The organism is Providencia huaxiensis (assembly GCF_002843235.3).
GTDB lineage: Bacteria > Pseudomonadota > Gammaproteobacteria > Enterobacterales > Enterobacteriaceae > Providencia > Providencia huaxiensis.
Genome location: NZ_CP031123.2, coordinates 1,813,125 through 1,833,795 on the forward strand (window position 1 = coordinate 1,813,125; position 20,671 = coordinate 1,833,795).

17 protein-coding genes and 1 pseudogene are annotated in these 20,671 nt (G+C 41.0%); 11 read left to right on the forward strand and 7 right to left on the reverse strand.

Features of this window, described 5'->3' with window-relative positions:
- Positions 1-227: 227 nt before the first annotated feature.
- The 3 genes from CYG50_RS10150 to dapA all read right to left on the reverse strand — a co-directional run bounded on the left by CYG50_RS10150 (position 228) and on the right by dapA (position 3,048).
- Positions 228-875 carry a hypothetical protein gene (locus tag CYG50_RS10150; RefSeq protein ID WP_232368241.1) on the reverse strand — a complete coding sequence of 216 codons (648 nt, stop codon included), beginning with the start codon at positions 873-875 and terminating at the stop codon, positions 228-230.
- A 192-nt stretch (positions 876-1,067) separates the two neighbouring features.
- Entirely contained in the window at positions 1,068-2,123 is a 1,056-nt protein-coding gene (gene bamC / locus CYG50_RS10155; protein ID WP_102139832.1) for an outer membrane protein assembly factor BamC, read from the reverse strand.
- 16 nt (positions 2,124-2,139) lie between these two features.
- A complete protein-coding gene (gene dapA, locus CYG50_RS10160; protein ID WP_102139831.1) occupies positions 2,140-3,048 on the reverse strand; it encodes a 4-hydroxy-tetrahydrodipicolinate synthase in 909 nt (302 codons plus the stop codon).
- A 287-nt stretch (positions 3,049-3,335) separates the two neighbouring features.
- Between dapA and CYG50_RS10165 the strand changes: the two genes are divergently transcribed.
- Both CYG50_RS10165 and bcp read left to right on the forward strand, forming a co-directional pair.
- Complete coding sequence (locus CYG50_RS10165) at positions 3,336-3,893, forward strand: glycine cleavage system transcriptional repressor (protein WP_102139830.1); 558 nt, start codon at positions 3,336-3,338, stop codon at positions 3,891-3,893.
- Positions 3,894-3,907: 14 nt separating this feature from the next.
- Positions 3,908-4,378 carry a thioredoxin-dependent thiol peroxidase gene (gene bcp, locus CYG50_RS10170; protein WP_004253548.1) on the forward strand — a complete coding sequence of 157 codons (471 nt, stop codon included), beginning with the start codon at positions 3,908-3,910 and terminating at the stop codon, positions 4,376-4,378.
- Between the two features lie 47 nt (positions 4,379-4,425).
- Here the strand turns inward: bcp and CYG50_RS10175 are convergent, their stop codons facing one another.
- Positions 4,426-5,490: an AI-2E family transporter gene (locus CYG50_RS10175; RefSeq protein ID WP_102139829.1), complete on the reverse strand. Its 1,065-nt coding sequence runs from the start codon at positions 5,488-5,490 to the stop codon at positions 4,426-4,428.
- Positions 5,491-5,684: 194 nt separating this feature from the next.
- Between CYG50_RS10175 and bepA the strand changes: the two genes are divergently transcribed.
- Positions 5,685-7,148 (forward strand): beta-barrel assembly-enhancing protease, encoded by a 1,464-nt coding sequence (gene bepA, locus CYG50_RS10180; protein ID WP_102139828.1) that lies wholly within the window; start codon positions 5,685-5,687, stop codon positions 7,146-7,148.
- Between the two features lie 12 nt (positions 7,149-7,160).
- Positions 7,161-7,517: an arsenate reductase (glutaredoxin) gene (gene arsC, locus CYG50_RS10185; RefSeq protein ID WP_102139827.1), complete on the forward strand. Its 357-nt coding sequence runs from the start codon at positions 7,161-7,163 to the stop codon at positions 7,515-7,517.
- A gap of 43 nt (positions 7,518-7,560) precedes the next feature.
- On the opposite strand, the gene hda is transcribed toward arsC, so the two are convergent.
- The 3 genes from hda to upp form a co-directional block, all read right to left on the reverse strand.
- Entirely contained in the window at positions 7,561-8,280 is a 720-nt protein-coding gene (gene hda / locus CYG50_RS10190) for a DnaA inactivator Hda (RefSeq protein WP_102139826.1), read from the reverse strand.
- Between the two features lie 109 nt (positions 8,281-8,389).
- Entirely contained in the window at positions 8,390-9,685 is a 1,296-nt protein-coding gene (gene uraA, locus CYG50_RS10195; protein WP_102139825.1) for a uracil permease, read from the reverse strand.
- Positions 9,686-9,783: 98 nt separating this feature from the next.
- Positions 9,784-10,410, reverse strand: coding sequence for a uracil phosphoribosyltransferase (gene upp / locus CYG50_RS10200; protein ID WP_004253541.1), 627 nt, complete (start codon positions 10,408-10,410; stop codon positions 9,784-9,786).
- 352 nt (positions 10,411-10,762) lie between these two features.
- Between upp and purM the strand changes: the two genes are divergently transcribed.
- The 7 genes and pseudogenes from purM to CYG50_RS10235 all read left to right on the forward strand — a co-directional run bounded on the left by purM (position 10,763) and on the right by CYG50_RS10235 (position 20,508).
- Positions 10,763-11,803, forward strand: a complete 1,041-nt coding sequence (gene purM, locus CYG50_RS10205; protein WP_102139824.1) for a phosphoribosylformylglycinamidine cyclo-ligase — start codon at positions 10,763-10,765, stop codon at positions 11,801-11,803.
- Entirely contained in the window at positions 11,803-12,441 is a 639-nt protein-coding gene (gene purN / locus CYG50_RS10210) for a phosphoribosylglycinamide formyltransferase (RefSeq protein ID WP_102139823.1), read from the forward strand. Before purM ends, purN begins: the two co-directional genes overlap by 1 nt.
- Positions 12,442-12,677: 236 nt before the next feature.
- Positions 12,678-13,265 carry a spermidine N1-acetyltransferase gene (speG, locus tag CYG50_RS10215; protein WP_102139822.1) on the forward strand — a complete coding sequence of 196 codons (588 nt, stop codon included), beginning with the start codon at positions 12,678-12,680 and terminating at the stop codon, positions 13,263-13,265.
- Between the two features lie 54 nt (positions 13,266-13,319).
- Positions 13,320-15,389, forward strand: a complete 2,070-nt coding sequence (ppk1, locus tag CYG50_RS10220; protein ID WP_102139821.1) for a polyphosphate kinase 1 — start codon at positions 13,320-13,322, stop codon at positions 15,387-15,389.
- A gap of 4 nt (positions 15,390-15,393) precedes the next feature.
- Entirely contained in the window at positions 15,394-16,923 is a 1,530-nt protein-coding gene (locus tag CYG50_RS10225) for an exopolyphosphatase (RefSeq protein WP_102139820.1), read from the forward strand.
- Between the two features lie 360 nt (positions 16,924-17,283).
- Positions 17,284-18,570 (forward strand): annotated as a pseudogene (gene mgtE, locus CYG50_RS10230) (magnesium transporter); the annotation flags it as partial.
- Between the two features lie 585 nt (positions 18,571-19,155).
- Positions 19,156-20,508 (forward strand): MFS transporter, encoded by a 1,353-nt coding sequence (locus CYG50_RS10235; RefSeq protein ID WP_102139818.1) that lies wholly within the window; start codon positions 19,156-19,158, stop codon positions 20,506-20,508.
- Positions 20,509-20,671 lie beyond the last annotated feature (163 nt).

The window sequence follows — 20,671 nt, forward strand, 5'->3', positions numbered from 1 at the left end:
ATCATGATAATAAAATTCCCGAGCAGACGCAAACGATTACTTAACCATAAACACTGATTTTTTGTCCATTTGTTTTAGGTGAAAATATGAAAAATAAAATTAGCGTTGCAGAGAGGAAAAAATTAAAACTAACGAAAGGCCAATTAATAATTAGCTAAGCATATAAATTACGATAGAAATAACATGAACCAAATACAGAGAATAAATCATTAGAGAGGTTATTCTATTTAGATTAAGGGCGTTTTACTGATGGCCACCAACCTATATGTATGAATATCAATATCTTTCCCCCAATACAACTCCATCCAATTTAAGTAAAAATCATCCATATCTTTAATCGGGATCAATAGGCGGTTTTCTTCTTCACCATTTGAGGCGTAAACATAATATTTTTTATCAAATGCCCAATTGATCATCGTTTCCCAAAAACGTTGACCTGCATCTGTTTGCTCTTCATCGGTTACCATAATGCAATATGTATTAAGAAGGTAAGCAAAAAACTGACGAGGTAAATCTTTGATAATTTTAATATATTGATGAGCAGTGCTTCGCCAAACTTTAATTTGTGTGCACGTTATCTTCCCGATCACAATGTCTTTGCGAAATTTTAGTTCAACGAGATAAAGAGTTTCCGGCTTTTCCCCATTAGCAATCAAGCGATATTGTTGTTTCCTGAGTGATTTTACGAGTCGGTAACCTTCCGGTATATCAAACCCCTGCAAACTAAAGTCTATTACCCCTTTAGTTAGAAAACACTGTGTATTTTCTATATTACTGGCTGTTATTCTCAATTTTTGGTTAAACTCAGCCCCTGATATTTTCCTTGGCATACAATCACGACTATTTTTGATGGGTTTCATCGCGTGATTATCCATCCCTCTTCTCCTTGATGTTAGCGATTTTCGTTGAAGTATATCCGAAAATAGTGGGATGACAAATCCATCAAACTTAATTTAGCCCTATCAATAATTGATGTTTATAACGCCACTACGCGATTAAAATTACCCATAAAAAAACCGCAGCTTGCATTTAAGCTACGGTTTAATTAACAATCTCAAAATGTTGAATTATGACTTTTTAGCGGGTGCTTTACTAAACGCTGCTTTCAGCGCGGCAACCATTTCATCATTTTGTTTTTGTGTTAAAGGCACACCTTTAGTGGTGATAAATTGCAGTGTACTACGGTTATTTAAGTCACCGACCTGCACTTTATAGTCTGCTTCTGGCACAGTTGGGTCATCAATGCCCAAAGCCTGCCATTCTGAGCTGCTTAAACCTTTGTAAGTCACCATTACAGAACCACTTGAACGTGTACGGTCACCCACTTTCATACCAACACTTTCTAAGGTGTGAGGTAAACGCTCCCATACTGCGTCAAATGGTGCACGAACGACAATTAAAGGTAAGCCAGTATCATCACTACCCGTTTGAACATCTATAATGCCATACGCGTTTTGAATGCTACCTTTGTTTGAGGTATCACGTAACGTATATAAGTTATCGGTTAATTCATTCAATAACAGCTTGTTATATCGTTGAGTTTCGACAACATCGGTAATTGTCTCTCCACCTTGACGTAAACCTAAGCTTGTTACCGTCAATGCCATCATACCGTTTTCGGGTTGTACCGTGACTTTATGGCGGCTTTCAATTGGAACGTTTTCATCTGCACGGTCCCATTTCACCCAATCGGTTTCAATTGAGCGAGAACCATCATCTTTAGAGGACACTGGAATATTTCTTTGCTCTAAGATCATTGTAACTTGTGACCAAAGCGCACTATTTTCAGGTGTATTTTCTAGCAACAAACGGCTTGCTTGAGCGCTATCCTCTGTACGAGAACCCGCTAATTGCGAAATTGTCAGTACTGGTGGACGAATGTCTAACGCTTTTCCTATTGCCCCTGTTGATGTGGCTTTAGGGATATCATACTCACCATTTTGTTCTGGTAATGTCAGCCCTTGTGGCACATTCAACACTTTCAATGGCGCAGCATTGAGATATTCCTCATCACCACTGACCTGACGTTTATAGCGCTGATCGCTGGAGCAGGCTGCCAGTAACACGACAAGTGACAGGCCAGCAACCTTCATAACCTTCGATTTTTGCAATAATGTTGCCATTAAAATTCCCTAAATTTTACAGTAACCCAGCGAGCTTCAAGGCTTCCTCAACTTTTTGCTGGCCTGAGGTGGTTAACGGTGTCATTGGCAACCGTAATGTACCATCTGCAATCAGACCTAAGCGATGACAGCCCCACTTCGCTGGAATTGGATTTGGTTCAACAAATAACTGAAGATGAAGCCCCATCAGTTTTTTATTTAATTCACGCGCCTCAGTATATTTGCCTGCAAGCGCTAAGTCACACATTTTTACCATCTGCGGTGCAGCAACGTTGGATGTGACTGAAATAACGCCTTGACCACCCAGTTGCATGAAATCAAGTGCTGTTGCGTCATCACCTGTTAACAGTACAAAATTATCATCAACCAGTTCTTTGATTTGATGAACCCTAGCTAAGTTCCCTGTTGCTTCTTTAATTGCAACAATATTCGCCAGTTTTGCTAAACGCCCCACGGTTTCAGGCAACATATCACAGCCCGTCCGTGATGGTACATTATAAAGAATTTGTGGCAAGCTGGTGTTTTCTGATATTGCTTTAAAATGCTGATATAACCCTTCCTGAGAAGGCCTATTATAATAAGGTGTTACTGTCAGGCAAGCAACTACACCGCTGTTTTCAAAATCATTTGTCAGAGAAATAGCTTCCGCTGTCGCATTTGCACCCGCACCTGCAATAATAGGAATACGGCCATCTGCTAACTCGAGTGTCGCTTTTACGACATCGACATGCTCTTTATGCGTTAAGGTTGCTGACTCGCCAGTTGTACCAACAGAAACAATAGCAGTTGTTCCACTTTCAACATGGTAATCCACCAATTTTTTTAGGCTGGCTTTATCTAAACGCCCTGCCGAATCCATTGGTGTGATAACTGCAACAATGCTTCCCGTTAAAAAATCTTTATAATTTGCGTTTCCATTAGCCATAGCGATACCCCCTCAATAATTGAACCCCCATGTTACTTTTTCATTTCAAAGAAGAAAACCACCCAACAGCAAGAATTTAATGAATTTTGTTAATGCCGAGGACATTAACTTAAATAGAAGTAATAATTCACTGATATTTCTCGCAAGAGTCTATTTCCCCTCTTGGCAGATTCCCTTTTTTATGGTTTCCTTACCTTCATAGTCAGTCAGTTTTTAATGCCCGAATTTTACGGCGATATTCTAATCAAATATTTAACTGACATAATTACAATACTAAGGAATAGACTTTGCCTAAGACTGAACAGCAATTTCTTGTCATTACTGCGCTGGGAACAGATCGTCCGGGCATTGTGAATACCATTACACGCCTCGTCAGCGAGTGTGACTGTAATATTGAAGATAGTCGCTTAGCGATGTTTGGCAAGGAATTCACCTTTATTATGATGTTATCCGGCAGCTGGAATGCGATCACCCTTTTAGAGGCAACATTACCACCTAAAGGCGCTGAGCTTGATTTGCTCATCGTAATGAAAAGAACCCAGAGTGTCCAAACAACCTATTACCCATCAACCGTAACCGTGAATATTGTTGTCGACGATGCACCTCGTATTGTCGAGCAATTCACAAATTTATTCACAACTTCGCAGTGTAATATCGCAGAGCTTGTTTCTAAAACACAACCAGCCAATAATGATATGCCCGCTCAACTGGAGATTCAGATTACTGCACACGACCCGTTGGACGATAATGGCATAATTATAAAAAATAAATTTCAACAACTGTGTACAATGCTAAATGCCAAAGGCAACATAAGTATTGTTAACAACCCCAATATGCAAAGTTAACGGAGATATATGTAATGAACCCATTGAAAGCCGGTGATAAGGCGCCTCAATTTAGCCTTCCTGACCAAGATGGTGAGCTCATCAATCTTTCTGATTATCAGGGTCAACGCGTATTAGTTTACTTTTATCCTAAAGCGATGACGCCTGGCTGTACTGTTCAAGCGTGTGGTCTACGTGATGAAATGGATACACTTAAAGCGAAAGGTGTCGAGGTATTAGGTATTAGCACAGACAAGCCAGAAAAACTGTCTCGTTTCGCTGAAAAAGAGATGTTGAACTTCACTTTATTATCAGATGAAGACCACCAAGTATGTGAGCAATTTGGAGTTTGGGGTGAAAAACAATTCATGGGGAAAACCTATGATGGAATTCATCGTATTAGCTTCCTCGTTGACCCTACTGGGAAAATAGAGCACGTCTTTGACAATTTTAAAACCAGTAACCACCACGAAATCGTGCTTGATTACATAAATACACACGCTTAATCGTCACTGCATAGTGCTGTATGCCCCCATACAGCACTATTCCTAACCTAGTTTGTTGGTTCCGTTGTTTCTTCCGGCCATACATGAATAACCGCTTTAATCAGTGTTGCTAACGGTATTGCAAAAAACACCCCCCAAAAGCCCCATAACCCACCGAAAATCACAACAGATAAAATAATCACAAGTGGATGTAAATTCACCGCTTCAGAGAACAATAAAGGCACAACAACGTTGCTATCCAAACCTTGGATCACTAAATATGCCAACATTAAGTACCAAAACTCGCTGCCAACACCATACTGAAAGAGCGCAACAATAACCACTGGGATCGTAGCCGCTACCGCACCAATATAAGGGATTAATACCGCCACCCCGACTAGAACCGATAACAATACAGAATAGCGCAGGTCAAAATATGCAAAGCATAAATAGGTTGCCACCCCAACAATCACCATTTCTGTGACTTTTCCGCGTAAGTAGTTGGTGATCTGTTCATTCATTTCAACCCAAACTTTCCCCACTAACAAACGGTTTTTGGGTAACAACTTGAGAAAACTTTTGCTAATGCGTTCTTTATCTTTCAAAAGGAAAAATGTCATCAATGGCACGAGAACTAAGTAAACCGCTAAAGTAAAAATACCAATTAACGAAGCAACTGACGCTTTAACTACTGAGTCTGCAATACCTGACATACGGCTACGGAGGTTATCTGCCATCATATCGATGATGCCAACATCCACCAATGCGGGATATTGTTCTGGCAGTTTCTGTGCAAATTCATTGAACCGGTTAACCATATTTGGTAGATCGGCCATCAAATTAATCCCTTGCTGCCATGCCGTTGGCGCAATAATTAAAATAACCATGGCACTTATTCCAGCAAATAAGGTCAAAATGATACCAACAGCAACTGAACGGGATAGCCCTATGCGTTGTAATAAATTTGTTGGCCATTCAAGCAAATAAGCTAAAGCAATTGCCGCCAGCAACGGAGCCAGTATACTGCTGAAAAAGAAGATGATCACAAACCCTGATACGAGTAATGTAAAGAGGGCTATGGCTTGTGGGTCAGCAAAACGCCGACGATACCACTGTAAAAACAATTCCAGCATTTATTGCTCCTGGGGAATAACACAAAGGACAGTTCCTAAAGTAACGAAAATTATACCGAAGAACAGATTTTACGATAGCTTTTGCTATCATGTGTTTTAAACTTTTCGCGTTTTTAGGTGCCTTACTTAAATATACCCGAAATAAAGTCGGTACTTACCCTAAATTAAAATGTTGTATGGGATACTCACGTTTCATGAAGAAAACTTTAAAATATCCATTATTGGCTTTCATGATCGCTGCGCTAATGAACGGTGCAGTTTTACCTGCTTATAGCGCAATTGAAGATACCTTACCCGATATAGGAACGACGGCGGGAGGCACTCTTAGTATCAACCAAGAAATTATTATGGGAGATGCAATCACACGCCAAATTCGCGCCAGCACCCCTCTTATTTATGACCCATTGTTAACCCAATATGTTAACAAACTTGGCATGCGGTTAGTGAAAAATGCAGACTCAGTTAAAACACCGTTTAAGTTCTACTTAGTCAACAACCCCAATATTAACGCATACGCCTATTTTGGGGGGAATGTCGTGCTGCACTCTGCATTATTTCGGTACAGCCAAAATGAAAGCCAGTTAGCCTCCGTCATGGCGCACGAAATATCTCACGTCACGCAAAGGCATCTCGCGCGAATGATGGAAGATCAGAAAAGCACCACGCCTCTCGCGATTGCTGGGACTATTGGTTCTTTACTGTTAGTCATGGCAAACCCTCAAGCTGGTTTTGCAGCATTAACCAGCACGATGGCTGGGGTGCAGCAAGGCATGATAAGCTTTACCCAAGCCAATGAGCAAGAAGCAGACCGCATTGGCCTACAAACGTTACGACGCTCAGGTTTTGACCCACACGCCATGGCTGATTTCATGCAAACCATGTCAGACCAAACCCGCTATATGTCTAAGCCCCCTGAAATCCTGCTAACGCACCCCTTACCGGATAGCCGTTTAGCGGATGCCAGAAACCGCTCGAACCAATACCCTAAAGTGAGTGTGCCTTCATCACTGGATTTTATGTTAGCTCGGGTTCGTATTTTGGCCATGTATAGCACAGATCAACACCATGCTTTAGACCAAATCATTGATAATTATGGTAAAGGTTCTGCACAAGAACAGATTGCGGCTCAGTATGGTAAAGCATTACTCCTTTCCCAAGACAAAAAGTACGCAGAAGCTGGGAAAATCCTGACAGAACTATTAGCGAAACAACCCGATAACCCTTGGTTTATCGATAGTATGACGGATGTCGATATTGAACAACATCAAGTATCTAGAGCGGTCTCTCGTTTACAAAATGCATTGAAAAAAGCACCGAAAAACACCGTATTTATAGTCAACTTAGCCAATGCGTTGATTAACAATCATCAGTATAAAGAAGCAACAACCTTGTTGAATAAATATACGTTTGATTACCCTGATGACCCAATTGGCTGGGATTTACTGGCCGAGGCATCCGCAAAACAAGGTAAACGTACTGAAGAACTTGCTGCTTACGCAGAAGGAATGGCATTACGAGGGAATTATGACATTGCGATTAATTATCTCAGCGATGCTAGCCGCCAAAGCCGTTTAGGCAGTTACGAACAACAGCGCTATGACGCTCGCATTGATGCGCTTCGAAAACTACAATTACGCGATCAAAATGCAAAACCGTAAGGAATTAAAATAATGACGGATCCAATTAAGATTTACCACAACCCACGTTGCTCTAAAAGCCGTGAAACCTTAGCCCTTTTAACAGATAAAGGCATCACGCCAACCGTGGTTGAATATTTAAATACTCCTCCAAGCGCGGCTGAAATCAAAAAACTGCTTAAAATGCTAGGGTTCAAAGACGCACGCCAATTAATGCGTACCAAAGAAGAGTTATATAAAGAGTTAAAATTAGCCGATGACTCTTTAACTCAAGATCAACTCATCAAAGCGATGCATGAAAACCCTAAGTTGATTGAGCGCCCTATCGTTGTTAATGGGGATAAAGCACGTTTAGGCCGTCCACCTGAGCAGGTGTGTGAAATTTTATAATCTCTGTTTTGGCAGCTATATAGCTGCCAACTCATTTAATCGGTTAGAGTTTTAAAATATCTTTTACGAAAGGGATCGTTAATTTGCGCTGAGCAACGATGGATGCATGGTCAAGTTTGTTTAAAATATCAAACAAAGTTCCCATTTTCCTATCTAGGCGTTTTAACACGAAACGGCACACATCTTCTGGTAATTCGAAACCACGAATACGAGCGCGTAATTGAAGAGCCCAAATCTTATCTTCATCACTGAGTGGATGCAGTTTATAAATTTGCCCCCAATCAAGGCGAGAGGCTAAATCGGGTAATTTCAGTTCAATTTGCCGCGGAGGCCTATCCCCAGTAATTAACAAACAAGTGCGGCCGATTTCTAAAATACGATTATATAGATTGAAAATCGCCATTTCCCACTCTTCATCACCCGCAATACACTGAATGTTATCAATACAAACGAGTGATAAATGCTCCATACCGTCTAGCACTTCAGGAACAAAATACGCACGCTTATCTAGAGGGACATAACCGACTGCAATACCTTGTTCAGACAGTTCTGCGCAAGCCGCATGTAATAAATGGCTTTTCCCACCACCTTCTCGCGACCAATAATAGATATAACTACCATGCGGTTGATTAATAGCAGACTGAATAGCAGACAGCAACGCCCCATTTTCCCCTGCATAAAAGCTTGCAAAGGTTTCATCATCTGGCAGATATAGTGGTAATGAAAGCTGTGATGGTGTGTTCAGAAGCGCCTCTGGCTGTATAAATCAATTTTCATCTCGCAGTTTACCATAAAAAATACGGATAGATGAATAACAACGGTCACCAAATGCCGCTCGAACAATCGAACGGCAATATGGAAGTTACTGTGGCTTATTTTTTATTGCTATCAAGCTCTTGCACTTCAGATGTCACAAACTGCTTTTCAGGCCTAACAAACGTAATAAAGCGGAACAATAATGCCATAAAGATCCCGACTATCGTTGCCAGTGCCATACCTTTAAGTTCAGCTTGCCCAATATGGATAACCGCGCCACTGACACCAATAATTAAAATCACTGAGGTTAAAATCAAATTCTGTGGCTTGTTATAATCTACTTTTGAATCAATTAGCACGCGAATACCTGATGCACCAATCACCCCGTATAATAAGAGTGAAACCCCGCCCATTACAGGAACCGGCACTAACTGAATAGCCGCTGCTAACTTACCGACACAAGATAATAAAATGGCGATAATTGCAGCGCCACCAATCACCCAAGTACTGTATACCTTGGTAATGGCCATTACCCCAATGTTTTCACCATAAGTCGTATTCGGTGTTGAGCCAAAGAAACCTGAAATCACTGTAGAGAACCCATTGGCAAACATTGAGCGATGTAAACCTGGCGATTTCATTAAGTCACGTTCAACAATATTCGCAGTGACAACTAAGTGCCCTACGTGCTCAGCAATTACCACTAGAGCCGCAGGTAAAATAGTTAAAATGGCAAACCATTCGAAGCGTGGTGTATAAAATGTTGGGATAGCAAACCACGGCGCTTCAATAACAGGCGTGAAGTCTACAATACCCATAAAATAGGACAAAGCATAACCCGATAAAAAACCAATCAAAATCGGGATTATGGCTAGAAACCCACGGAAAACGACAGCACAGAGGATAGTGACTGATAACGTCGTCAGGGAGATAATTAACGTATTTGAATCAACCACTGCGCCATCTTTAGGCAACAGCCCTGCCATGCCTGCAGCCGTTTGAGCTAACTCTAAACCGATCACGGCCACGATTGCCCCCATTGCCGCTGGAGGGAACATCACGTTAATCCACCCTCTTCCTGCAACTTTAACAATCAATGCAACGATACAGAACAACACACCGCAAATAATAAAGCCGCCAAGTGCCAGTTCATAACCTAATGGTAGCAAAATCAGTACAGGGGAAATGAATGCAAAACTTGAACCTAAATAAGCTGGGATCTGCCCTTTACAAATAAATAGATACAGCAGCGTTCCTATCCCATTAAACAGCAAAATTGTCGCGGGGTTTACACCAAACAGAATGGGTACGATAACGGTTGCGCCAAACATAGCAAACAGATGTTGAAGGCTCAGTGGAATAGTTTGTAATAATGGTGGTCTTTCTTCAACACTGATGGTGCGACGAGTCATGTGACTTTATCCTCTTTTAGCGAAATGGCTAATCACTGAATAAGCAGTGAGTCTCTACAATTAATCAAAAAAAAGCCGACTTCTCAGTCGGCTTATCATTATTTAGTACCAAATATCTTGTCGCCGGCGTCACCGAGACCCGGAACGATATACCCCTCTTCATTTAAATACTCATCAATTGAAGCAGTGTATAATTCAACATCTGGATGCGCAGCTTCCAAAGCTTTTAAACCTTCTGGCGCGGCAACAAGGACTAAGATTTTAATTGAGGTACAACCCGCATTTTTTAATAAATCAATGGTGGCAATCATTGAGCCACCCGTTGCTAACATTGGGTCAACGACTAATGCCATACGTTCTTCAATGTTAGATGCGAGTTTTTGGAAATAAGGGACAGGCTGCAGTGTTTCTTCATCACGATAAACACCTACCACACTGATACGTGCACTTGGAATACTATCTAATACACCATTCATCATACCAATACCAGCACGGAGAATTGGTACTACAGTGATTTTCTTACCTTTAATTTGTTCTATTTCTACAGGACCACACCAACCATCGATAGTCACTTTTTCAGTTTCAAGGTCAGCAGTTGCTTCATAAGTCAGTAGGCTACCAACCTCTGAGGCCAGTTCACGAAAGCGTTTAGTGCTTATATCATGATCTCGCATCAGGCCGAGTTTATGTTTAACGAGAGGGTGTTTTACCTCAACGATCTTCATGGGTTTCTCCTACTATTTAAGACGGCGGCGGACAAAAAAATCGCCGGATTATACCTCTTTTAGCTTTAGTTGCCACTAGATAACGCTTGATTTTGGTCAAAACAACAACGATTAACACAATTTTTTTTAAAATTATACCTCATATCAGTTAAGTTGAAATTGGCCAAACCGCAAATTTGATTTAAATAAAACTATTTATTATTTCTCTGTACTGCTTTTTAGCTTTCATATCCTTTGATTATGAGTACCCAAAAATTTCCAACACAAAGCTATCGCAAACGTTTGCCTAGCCTGTTAGAATAATGTCAGTGATGTTATTTTTCTCAAAAATGTAATTGCCTTGGGGGCCGTAGTGACTGATAAAACCTCTCTCAGCTATAAAGATGCCGGTGTTGATATTGATGCGGGTAACGCCTTGGTTGAACGTATTAAAGGTGTCGTAAAAGAAACCCGCCGCCCTGAAGTGATGGGCGGGCTTGGGGGATTCGGTGCATTATGTTCCCTACCGCAAAAATACCGTGAGCCTGTTTTAGTTTCAGGCACTGACGGTGTCGGTACCAAATTACGCTTAGCAATGGATTTAAAACGTCATGACTCTATTGGGATTGACCTTGTCGCTATGTGTGTCAATGATTTGATCGTTCAAGGCGCAGAGCCTCTGTTTTTCCTTGATTATTACGCGACCGGTAAACTGGACGTTGATACCGCTGCGAGTGTGATCACTGGTATCGCTGAAGGCTGTAAACAATCGGGTTGCGCGTTAGTTGGTGGTGAAACCGCAGAAATGCCGGGGATGTACCATGGTGAAGACTACGATGTGGCTGGTTTCTGTGTTGGCGTAGTTGAACGCTCAGAAATCATCGATGGCAGCAAAGTGAGTGCTGGGGATGCTTTAATTGCTTTAGCGTCTAGCGGCCCTCATTCAAATGGCTATTCGTTAGTTCGCAAAATCCTTGAAGTCAGTCAAACTAACCCAGAAGAAACACAATTAGATGGGAAACCTTTAGCTGATCACTTATTAGAGCCAACACGCATTTACGTTAAAAATGTATTAGAACTGATCGCAAATAGTGATATCCACGCCATTGCACACATAACAGGTGGGGGTTTCTGGGAAAATATTCCTCGCGTACTCCCTGACAACACACAAGCAATTATTGACGGTAGCAGCTGGCAATGGCCTGCTGTCTTCAACTGGCTACAGCAAGCTGGTGATGTTAGCACTCACGAAATGTACCGTACGTTCAACTGTGGTGTCGGTATTATTATTGCCCTGCCACAACAGGAAGTCGCAAATGCGCTTGCTCTGCTGAACAAACTTGGTGAAAACGCATGGCAAATCGGTACCATTGGCGCATTACCCGCAAGTGAAGAGCAGGTTGTGATCCGCTAATGAAAAAAATTGTTGTCCTCATTTCTGGCAGTGGCAGTAATTTACAATCATTGATTGATAGCTGCCACTCTGGGGCAATTGGCGCTCAAATTGTTGCTGTTATCAGCAATCAAGAGAATGCTTATGGTCTTGTTCGAGCACAACAGGCTGAGATCCCAGCCTGTTATTTAGATGCGAAACAGTATACTGACCGCCAAGCCTATGATGCTGCCTTACTCGCACAAGTTGACCAATTTCAGCCTGATTTAGTCGTGTTAGCCGGTTTTATGCGCATTTTATCAGCCCAATTCGTCAACCATTTTGCGGGTAAATTACTCAATATCCATCCCTCTTTATTGCCTAAATACCCCGGTTTACACACACATCGTAAAGCGTTGGAAAATGGGGATAAAGAGCATGGTACATCCGTTCATTTCGTTACTGAAGAGCTGGATGGCGGGCCGGTTATTTTACAGGCCAAAGTGCCTATCTTTGAGCAAGATAGCGAAGACGATATTATCGAGCGGATAAAAACCCAAGAACATGCGATTTATCCTTTAGTCGTTGAGTGGTTCATCAGTGGCCGATTAACGATGCAAAAAGGCAAAGCCGTGTTAGATAACAAAATTTTACCGCAGCAAGGTTATACTAACGAGTAACTTTCGTAACCGCGAAAAATATAGATTTAAGGGTGGATATCCACCCTTTTTTCGTCGTATTTCACATGGAATAACATAAAACAGTATTGAGTTAAACTGCGTCCCCCTAAGTAAAATGAATTATTTTTCAACAAGGTGATAATCTCTCTGTGCTGTGTCATTATTTTATCGTAAATAAATGTTATCCTTATAATCGAAAAACAAAACATTTTTCCTAACTAAATAGAGGTATTTTTATGACTACCGGGCAAGTTCATCCGTTTAGGTTGCGCCCACTTGAACGTGAAGATTTAGCATTTATTCACCAGCTTGATAATAATGCCAGTGTTATGCGTTATTGGTTTGAAGAACCTTACGAAGCTTTTGTTGAATTAAGCGATCTTTACGATAAACATATTCATGACCAGTCGGAACGCCGCTTTATTGTAGAAAATGATAGCGAGAAAGTTGGCCTAGTCGAATTGGTAGAAATTGATTATATTCACCGACGCTCTGAATTTCAGATTATCATTGCACCAAGCCATCAAGGTCATGGCTATGCGAGTCGCGCTGCAAAATTAGCAATGGACTACGCGTTTTCCGTACTAAACTTATACAAACTTTATCTTATTGTTGATAAAGAAAATGTCAAAGCTATCCATATTTATAATAAACTAGGCTTCCATACTGAAGGCGAACTGATCGACGAATTCTTTGTTAATGGTCGTTATCATACTGCTATCCGTATGTGTATTTTTCAGCAGCAGTATTTTACGATGAAACAACAACTTGCAAACCCAGAAAGTGTTATTACCCAAGATAAAGCAATTAAACAACACATTTAGCTAACTGACTGGTATCATAGCCATAAAGTAACAAGAGTCTAATACGGAGTTAGAATGTCCCAAGAACGTCTCTATCATGAAAAAGAGTTAAGCTGGCTGTCTTTTAACGAACGTGTTTTACAAGAAGCAGCCGATAAGCGTAACCCTCTTATTGAACGAATGCGTTTTTTGGGAATTTATTCCAATAACCTAGACGAATTTTATAAAGTCCGCTTCGCCGACGTCAAACGCCGTATTTTAATTAATGAAGAACGGGGTTCGGCAAGCGGTGCTCGCCACTTGCTAAAGAGAATTCAGTCAAGAGTCGCCAAACAAGAACAAGAGTTCGACATTCTCTATAATGACTTACTATTGGAAATGGCGCGTAATCAAATATTCTTGATTAACGAACGCCAAATTTCTCCACGCCAGCAGATTTGGTTACGTCAATATTTCCGGCAGAATCTGCGTCAGCATATTACGCCAATATTAATTAATCCTGATACCAATCTCGTTGAATTTCTAAAAGATGACTACACTTATCTTGCCGTTGAAATCATCAATGGTAACCAAATTCAATATGCACTATTGGAAATTCCATCCGATAAAGTACCTCGGTTTGTTAACCTACCGCCTGAAATGCCAAAGCGTCGCAAATCAATGATTTTAATTGACAATATCCTTCGTTATACACTGGATGAAATTTTCAAAGGCTTCTTTGATTACGATAAGCTCAATGCCTATTCGATGAAAATGACGCGTGATGCAGAGTACGACATCGCAACAGAGATGGAATCGAGCTTACTTGAGATAATGTCATCCACATTAAAACAGCGTTTAACCGCAGAGCCTGTCCGTTTTGTCTATCAACGTGATATGCCTGACGAAATGGTTGCTCTTTTACGTGAAAAACTGGGGTTATCCAGTGATGACTCCGTGATTGCTGGTGGTCGCTATCACAATTTTAAAGATTTTATTAACTTCCCGAACGAGGGAAATAAAAACTTATTAAACAAGCCATTGCCAAGGCTGCGTCATCGTTGGTTTGATAATTTTCGTAACGGTTTCGATGCCATTCGTGAACGTGATGTGCTGTTGTATTATCCCTACTATACCTTTGAACATACTTTAGAATTATTACGCCAAGCGTCTTTTGACCCGAATGTATTGTCGATTAAAATTAATATTTACCGTGTCGCGAAAGACTCACGTATTATCGATTCTGTCATTCATGCCGCCCATAATGGAAAAAAAGTCACGGTAGTCGTTGAGTTACAAGCACGGTTTGATGAAGCCGCCAATATTCATTGGGCTAAACGGTTAACTGAGGCGGGCGTGCATGTTATTTTTTCTGCGCCTGGGCTTAAAATCCATGCGAAATTGTTTATTATCTCACGCATGGAAGAAGGCCAAATCGTTCGCTATGCCCATATTGGTACGGGTAATTTTAACGAAAAAACTGCTCGGCTTTATACCGATTACTCCCTACTTACTGCAAATGAGCTGATCACCAACGAAGTTCGTCGGGTATTTAGCTTTATTGAGAACCCTTACCGCCCAGTGACTTTCGATAATTTAATGGTGTCTCCACAAAATACACGGATCCGTTTAATGGCCTTAATTGACCAAGAAATCGAGAATGCGCTCGCTGAACGGCCCAGTGGCATTACATTAAAAATCAATAATTTAGTCGACAAAGAGTTAACTGACAAACTGTATGATGCCTCCAATGCGGGTGTCAAAATTCGTTTGTTAGTCAGGGGGATGTGCTCTTTAGTGGCGGGTCAAGCTGGCTACAGTGAAAATATTCAAGTAACTAGTATTGTTGACCGCTTCCTTGAGCATGACCGTGTCTATGTTTTCACCAATGCGGGTGACGAAAAAGTCTTTATTTCCTCCGCTGACTGGATGACGCGCAATATTGACTACCGCATTGAAGTTGCCGTTAGCTTAGTCGACCCACATTTGAAACAGCGGGTGTTGGATATTTTAGAGCTGCAATTTAGCGATACCGTAAAAGCACGTTATGTTGACAAAGATTTAAGTAATCATTATGTTCCACGCGGAAACAAACGAAAAATCCAAGCCCAGCTTGCTGTGTATGATTATTTAAAATCAATCGAAACACCTGATACAAGAGCTTAAAAATATGCCAATAACCGACGCCTCAACACCGAGACCACAAGAAATTGCGGCTATAGATTTGGGCTCCAACAGTTTTCATATGGTCATTGCCCGTATTGTTAACGGTGCATTGCAAGTTCTCACCCGTTTAAAAAAACGTGTTCACCTAGCGGATGGTCTGAGTGACACGAATGAATTAAGTGAAGAAGCCATGGAGCGTGGGCTTGCCTGCCTTGCGTTGTTTGCCGAACGGTTGCAAGGTTTTTCCCCTGAAAATGTGTGTATTGTTGGCACCCATTCATTACGTGTCGCAACCAATGTAAAACTGTTTTTACAACGCGCTAAAGAAATCATGCCCTATCCTATTGAAATCATTTCAGGCCAAGAAGAAGCTCGATTGATTTTTATGGGCGTTGAACATACCCAACCCGAGAAAGGTCGCAAATTAGTACTTGATATCGGTGGCGGTTCAACTGAGTTAGTCATTGGTGAAAAGTTTGAACCGCTTTTGATTGAAAGCCGCCGAATGGGCTGTGTGAGCTTTGCTCGCACTTACTTCCCAAATGAAGAAATTAACCCTGAGTTTTTTAATCGAGCCTACCTAGGGGCTTGCTTAAAGCTAGAAAGCACCGCGATTTTATTTAAGAAACAAACTTGGGATGTGGCGATGGGCGCCTCTGGCACCATCAAAGCTGCCCATAGTGTCATACAAGAATTAGGCTATAAAGACGGTATTATCACCCGTGAACGCCTTATCGAAATCAAGCAAATGGCGTTGAAATATAAGTCATTTAGCGCACTAAATATACTCGGTCTCTCTAATGAACGTAAACACGTATTTGTTCCAGGTTTAGCTATTTTACTTGCCGTATTTGATTCCTTAGAAATTAAAGAGTTACGTTTATCTGATGGTGCATTGCGTGAAGGTGTTTTATATGAAATGGAAGGCCGCTTTCGCCACCAAGATATCCGTCAGCGTACTGCATTAAGCCTTGCTGAGCACTATAATATCGATAGGGAGCAAGCTAAACGCGTATTAAAAACGATGGAAGAGCTCTATTTCCAGTGGGGGCAACAAAACCCTAAGCAGCTCAATCCACAATTGGAATCCATTTTAATATGGGCGGTTATGCTTCATGAAGTCGGGTTAAGTATTAATCATAGTGGCATGCACCGCCATTCTGCTTATATATTGCAAAATACCAACTTACCGGGTTTTAACCAAGAACAGCAGTTATTACTGGCAACATTGGTACGAAACCATCGAAGGGCTATCAAGTATGACGATATCCCTAAATTTAATTTATTTAAAAGAAAACAATTTATGCCGCTTATTCAAATTTTGCGGCTAGCCATTTTGTTAAATAATCAACGCCAATCTACAACAATCCCTTCTTCGTTACGGATAGAAACGGATGATGGGCACTGGACTCTCTATTTACCATCTGAATATCTCGTGCAAAATGCATTGATGTTATTAGATTTAGAAAAGGAAAGTGGCTATTGGGAAGATGTTCCCGGTTGGTCGTTAACTATTTGTGCAGAAAATGAGTAATTTGCGGCCATTATTGTAGTGATTTGTTCTTATTATTCATCTTTGATGACTTGAAAATCACCGCTTATTTGACTCAACTATTTGATATATTATTTAAATAGGCGACAATAATGATAATAAATTTCGTCCGCTCGCAGGCGAATTCATAAAAAGCGCTTTTGCGCTGCTATTGCTTTAAGGATTAAAATGTCACAATCTGCTTTCTCAACCGATGCGTTGCCAACAGTCAACCCGCATTCACAAAAACTGGCACATATTCGCCAGCAAATTCTGACGCTATTTTTAGACGACGAAGAGTTCGTCCATGCGCTTGTTGAAAATGACCAACACGTCAGTATTGATGACAAAGCAATTAGTGAAAAAATTAGTCTTGTAAAAGAATTGCTACTTGATTTACACACTGCGGATATCGCCGATATCTTAGAAATGCTCCCTTATGATGAGCGTCTTGCGTTATGGCGTCTTGTTGATAACAACGAACGTGGTGAAGTGTTAGTTGAGGCTTCCGTTTCTGTTTGGGATAGCCTAATCAAGGATATGTCTGACAGAGAGCTATTGCGCGCAGTTGCTAGCTTACATGTCGACGAACAAGCCTATATTGCTGAGCATTTACCCCGTGACACCATGCGTCGGCTCCTTACCTACTTAGAACCTAGCCTACGTAGCCGCATTCGCGAAGTTTTACAATATGCGAAAGATAGCGTCGGCCAAATGATGGATTTTGAATTCGTCACCGTACGCCCAAATGTAACGTTAAAGACAGTTCAACGTTATTTACGCCAACGTGGCAAGGTTCCAGAAGCGACCGATAAAATTTTCGTTGTCGATAACAATAATTATCTACAAGGTGAATTGCCACTAACCACTATTTTAACGCAATCCCCTGAAAAAATAGTCGCTGACGTTATGAAAACCGACACTGTGACCTTCTTACCGGATGAAAAAGGCGAAGATGCAGCGAGTGCGTTCGAACGTTATGACTTAATTTCTGCGGCTGTTGTTGATAACAGCGGCCTACTAATGGGCCGCCTGACGGTTGAAGATATCGTTGATAATATTAGTGAAGAAAACGATAACAGCATTCGTCGTATGGGGGGGTTAAGCCCTGAAGAAGACGTTTTCGCCCCTGTCGGCCAAGCCGTTAAAACCCGTTGGACATGGTTAGCCATTAACTTATGTACCGCCTTTGTCGCTTCACGTGTGATTGGCGTTTTTGAAGATACGATTTCCCAATTAGTTGCCCTTGCCACATTAATGCCTATTGTTGCAGGAATTGGCGGTAATACGGGGAACCAGACCATTACCATGATTGTTCGTGCCATTGCCCTGCACCAAATACAAAACAACAGTTTCTCTTTCTTAATGTTAAGGGAGCTTGGTGTCGCCTTTATTAATGGGGTTGTTTGGGGAGGAATAATGGGTGTGGTCACCTATTTCCTGTATGGCGATATCGCTATGGGTGCAGTCATGACATTAGCGATGATCTTAAACTTGTTAATGGCCGCGATTATGGGGGTGCTGATCCCACTCATTATGCTGAAAATGGGCAAGGACCCTGCTATCGGTTCTAGCGTGATGATCACCGCTATCACAGATACAGGCGGTTTCTTTATTTTCCTTGGTTTAGCCACTCTTTTCCTCGTTTAAATTTGCTTTGCACGCGTCCTGTGTCCCTGCTGGGCGCGTGCGATTTACAAAACACTCCCTCCAACAATAAAACCCAGCTAAAAAACCAAAATTCCACAAACAGCCATTTCATTTATCTGCTAATTAAATGCTTTTATAGTTATTTAGTTTATCTTGATTAATAAAATTAATTATAATAGAAAATAATTAGGTAATATTTACTTACTATAATTCAGTAAGAATTTATTAAATTAAATATTATTAACACTATAACTGGCTAATTTAAATATACGATATTCTGCAAAATTAATATTATTAACATCATATAAGGTTATTTATCGTCACACCAAATCAATAACCTAACAAAAGCAAACTAACTGGAATGTTGAGCTTGTTTTTGGGGTTGAGGTTTACAGAATATAGAATTTCCTGCTATAAATATACACATGCAAAAAAGATACTGTGTATTAAACTAAGTTATACCCACCCAACGTTTTATACCTCTTATCTGCACCAATAAAAATGATTAGCTCATTATTATGAGCCAATGCTTATTATTTTGAATTTATGCAATTTAGTATTTCAGGTAGTTAGAAGGAAACTATAATGACACCGCAAACCGCCAGCCAGCCCTCTGCGAGGCCTTTGGGCAAAGAAGACTATAAAACATTAGGCTTATCCTCTTTAGGGGGAACTCTTGAGTTTTACGACTTCGTTATCTTTGTTTTTTACGCAAAAATTATTTCCCAGCTATTTTTCCCAGGGGATAACGAATTTCTCGCACTAATGGCAACACTGGGTCTATTTGCAGCAGGTTACCTTGCCCGCCCTCTTGGTGGCATTATTATGGCTCACTTCGGGGATAAAATTGGCCGCAAGAAAATGTTTACCCTCAGTATTTTCTTAATGGCATTTCCAACATTTGTTATTGGTTTCTTACCTACTTTTGAAACCATTGGTGCTGCCGCGCCATTATTACTGCTGTTAATGCGTATTATGCAAGGTGCCGCGATTGGTGGTGAAATGCCAGGTGCCTGGGTATTCATTGCAGAACATACACCAAAACAACGCTATGGCTTAGGGGTTGGTACACTGACTTCTGGGATCACTGGTGGTATTTTATTAGGCTCTATCGTCGCCATTATTATTGAGCGTTCTTATAGCACAACTGAAATTCATGATTTTGCATGGCGTATTCCATTTATTCTTGGTGGTATTTTTGGGTTTATTTCTGTGTATTTACGTCGCTTTTTACAAGAAACTCCGATATTCAAAGAACTGGCAGCCAAAAAAGCCTTATCACAAGAGTTACCAGTCAAAACCGTCATTAAATCTCATAAACAAGCTTGTATGATCACCGCTGCACTGACGTGGTCATTATCAACCGCCATCGTTGTGACCATTTTGATGACACCTGATGTTGTGTTAAAAGGGATCTATAACATTGACCGTAATATTGCATTGCAAGCCAACTGTGCAGCGACTTTAACCTTAACATTAGGCTGTATCTTCTGGGGTTGGTTAGGCGATAAAACTGGCACACGTACCTCAATGACTTTATCGTGGGGTGGATTAGCCGTAACCGCAATTTACTTCTATTCGTCATTATCCACTGATATTGCTGCAAGTACGTTGATTTTCAACTATGGTTTGATGGGCTTCTTTGTTGGTGCGATTGCAACCACACCGATTATCAGTACCCGCGCATTTCCACCTGAAATTCGCTACTCTGGCCTGTCATTCGCTTACAATGTGGCTTATGCAATTTTTGGTGGTTTAACACCAATATTGACCGGAGCTTGGTTGCAGCAGTCTCACATGGCACCGGCTTATTATGTCGCTGGCGTCTCATTATTAGCGGTTGCTGTGGCCTTTATCCCATTATCTTGGAAGGGGTGGACAGTCAATTCTGAGCCTTCTAACGAAAAATCTGCAGTCCTAAACACTTCTAGTCTATAAAATCTATTGCACCCTATTTATTAGGGTGCAAATCTATTTCATAAAAAAGTTAATTTCGCCTACTCCCACCTTTACAAGCGCAGAAGCCGATAAGTACAGAAATTGACACTTATTCATATTTCCTCCATTTTTCTTTGTACCTATCACGTTAAACTACTAATAT